Annotated in this window: 3 protein-coding genes; all 3 read right to left on the bottom strand. The window is 61.5% G+C overall.

Annotation, left to right across the window (positions count from 1 at the left end):
- A partial coding sequence (locus tag SGJ19_27585) for an SHD1 domain-containing protein (GenBank protein MDZ4784028.1) occupies positions 1–1,341 on the bottom strand: 1,341 nt, incomplete at its 3' end.
- Positions 1,342–1,568: 227 nt separating this feature from the next.
- On the bottom strand, positions 1,569–2,327 hold the full coding sequence (locus tag SGJ19_27580; GenBank protein ID MDZ4784027.1) for a hypothetical protein: 759 nt from the start codon (positions 2,325–2,327) through the stop codon (positions 1,569–1,571).
- A 274-nt stretch (positions 2,328–2,601) separates the two neighbouring features.
- Positions 2,602–3,275: BBP7 family outer membrane beta-barrel protein (locus SGJ19_27575; GenBank protein MDZ4784026.1), on the bottom strand; the 674-nt coding region annotated here is incomplete at its 5' end.

The raw sequence follows: 3,275 nt of genomic DNA, 5'->3' as shown, positions 1-3,275 counted from the left end.
AGCCTCGCGCGAGGCTTGAATCGCCAGCCATTGTTGGTCGCGTGACCACACGAGCTGACATTCGACCGGCGCTCGATCCTTTCGATCGGCACGTTCCTCCAGGACATCGTCTAGCAATGCGTTGAACAGGTTCGTCAGCACTAAGCGCGCGGCGGGGCCAACGACGATGGGAGTCACCGACGGCGTGTGTAAGAGGATTTCCACGTCGGCGTCGCTCACGAATTCCGGCGGCGTGGAAGGATGCGACGGTTCGGCGCTGGCAAAGGCGAATTCCAGATAGTCGTTGGTCGAACGGCTAGTGACTTTGGCGTCTTCGAGGCCTAGCGCTTCGCTGAATCGCTGGTGATGGCGTGACAGGAAGTCGTCGGTGCGTTTCAGCGATTTTTCCACCTGGCGATCAATATCGCGGGCGACACGATCTCGGTTATGCGCCGCGGAAATCCGATCCGCCTCAGGGCGCGATTCCTCCACGCGACGGGAGGCGATATTCGTGGCGATGCGGCCGCGCAGTCGCGGGAGTGAAGTGCTGATGCCCGCGGAACGGCTGCGTGACGTGGCGGTAACTTCCGCCGGCAGAAACGTCACGCCGTCCGGCGTGATGTTGACCCGCTTCGTACCGACAAAGGTTGTCGTGGAACGGCTATGAATCCACACGGGGTGATGCGTGCCAACAGTGCGCGAATGCGCCACGCCGCGGACTTTTACCAGGAGCGCTCCGTTTTCTTCGGCCGGCGTGGCCACGATCGTCACATCGCCGTCCACGTCGGAAGTTCCGCGAATGGGCGTGCCGAGAATCGTATCGCGCACTGGCACGGTGCGATCGATTTCCCGCGCAAAACGGCGATTCAAATACGCGTTGCCGAGGCGGATATGCACCGCGTCGGGCGTAGGAAATACGTCCGCGGCCAAGGCTTCGTCGCCGTTGAGCCAGCCCTGCACGCGCGGGGCGATTTGTGCGGCCACAGGTTGCCACGACTTCGCCGATGACATGCCTTGTCGTTGCCAGGCGGCCAGATAGTCCCGGTCACCTTCACTCAATCGTGCGAGCGGCACGTCGACCAAGCGGCCATTCGCTTTCTTCAACGTGGCGGTTTTTTCGCTTGCGCCCACGAGTCCCGCCCGTGTTTCGAAACGGCCGGTGTTGTCGCGCCAATGACGGACTTCGCCGGGGAGCAGATTCTTACTTCCGGCATTGAACAGCGCCTTCATGGCTCCCGCGGCGGCATTAGGCACGTCGGCGGATTTCGCCGGTTCCGCGGCAAAAAGCACGGACGACGCTGGCAGCGCGACAACCAATGCGGCAGCGAACAAACCAACCAACGTGTTGATGCGAGGGATCATAGTGGTAGCGCGCGGGAAAAGGGTTCACAGCAGGGTTCCAGAAGCCCTTTCCGCTAAGCTACGCAACTCCCGGGCCATTCGATTTCCGAAAAACACTAACCCGTAGCGCCAGCGAGGGAGCGAGGGAGCGGAAAGTTTCAAACGACCGAACTCTCAGTTGCTTCGAATCAACGCAACCGAGAGTTTCGTCTCGATTGGCGACCGACGTCAACTCTCCCTCGCTGGCGCTACGGGCTGGTGTGGAAGTGTTCGAGCAATGCGTCGCGGTCATTCTCAATCGCGCCGTCGATGGTCATCAACTGCACCAGCCGGTCGCGCGGCGTGTCGGTGCGGAGGCGCCAGACTTTGCCGTCGAGAAAGATCACGCAAAAGCTTTCGTCCGAGGCGCCGAGTTGCGGCACGCGCCCCGGGTCGCTCGCCAGAAGGTTGCGATAGTCGAGGTCGCGTGGCTGCATCCAAGGGATGTCGGAGTTGCGGACTTCGATCGCGCAGATCAGGTCGGCCAGGTCGGCGCGCAGCGTTAAGGGTTCGCTGCGCTGCGGATCGAAGGCCGCGCCGGGGCCGACGATGCCAAGCACGTTGGTGGAATGTTCTTGCCCGGCGTGCGGCGATTCGTCCCAGCAATAGACGAGATTGCGCTGCTGTCCGAGGAGTTGATTGCGCGGCGAATTCCAGGCTTCTCGGTAGTCGTAGTCGGCTTCGCTGTAATCAATCAGCGGCGCCAGTTGCAAACGCCAACTGTGCGACGGTCGTCCCGTTGTCACGGGGATGACGGCTCTGGGAAACTCGCCCGCCGTGCCTTCTAAGGTGCGCAGAGCCAGTGCGATCTCCCGCATGTGCGCGAAGGCGCGACTCCGCAGTTCGGCTTGTTGCCGATCCCGCACGAATAAGGCCGCGACCGCGGCACACGCAACGAGCAACAATAGCCCGCGGAGGGTGAACTTCGGCCATGACCGTTTGGTGAAGTAGATCATCGCGGAGATCATCGCGTAGCGAGTCGAAACCGGGCGTCAATGTATCCTATCGTTTATCGCGAGCGCAATAAAAACGGCCGCCGGGTCTTCACTGATGCGGGAAAGCGTATTCGCTCCCGTTCAGCGTAGCCCGACGGCCGTTGAAGTTAGTTCTTAGCGAGGATCAATCGCCTCAAGCCCGTCCGTCTGTAGCCGAGGTCTGTGACCTCGGTGGATCGGTCCACAACCGCTTCCTCTCCACCGTCCTCAAAGAGGCCGGCTACAGTTGACCTTCTGCGAGACTGTCTTAGAAGCGATACTCCGCCCCGACATTGAAGCCTTGAGCCCAGAAGTCGGAGTCGTTCATCGTGAAGGCCGGACGCGCGGCGCCGACCAAGGTTCCCGGCGGGAACTGGCTCGGATTCAGGCCCAAGTCGATCTGATCGCCGGGGCGCACCACGTTGCTCCAGTAGATGAACGTGTAGCCGACCAGGGCCCGCAACCGCGGCGTGACGTTATAGCCGATGTTGAGGCTGGCTTCCGGCACGATCGAGAAATCGTCACTCTCGTAGGCGCCGATGTTCGTCGCTTGCGTCAGCAGGCCGCCGGAGTTCGTGGTCGTCGGACCATTTGGAACCATCGTGGTCGTGCTGCCGTTGATCGTGACGCTGTTGTGGACATTGCCGACGGCGGTCTTGCCGAGTACGTCCAACGTCCAGCGGCCGCGGCGCCATTGGGCCATCATGCCAAAATCGGCGCCATGGAATTCGCTGTCGGTCTGGAAATTATCTTGCACGTCGAACGTCGTGCCGAGCGGAATCACGCCGCCGGAGTTCGTCGACACCAGCATTTCGTTGATCATCACGCCTTCGTCCAAACGCATGTAGCGGTAGCCGGCCAGCCAGTCGAGGCGATACCCGCCGCGAATCATTTTGTCGCAGCAGTCGCCGGCGGGCAGGCACCACTCACGCTGGCAGTAGT

Source organism: Planctomycetia bacterium, assembly GCA_034440135.1.
In the GTDB taxonomy this organism is placed as follows: domain Bacteria; phylum Planctomycetota; class Planctomycetia; order Pirellulales; family JALHLM01; genus JALHLM01.
The sequence above is the reverse complement of the archived record's forward strand: the minus strand, read 5'-3'. Positions and strand labels throughout refer to the sequence as shown.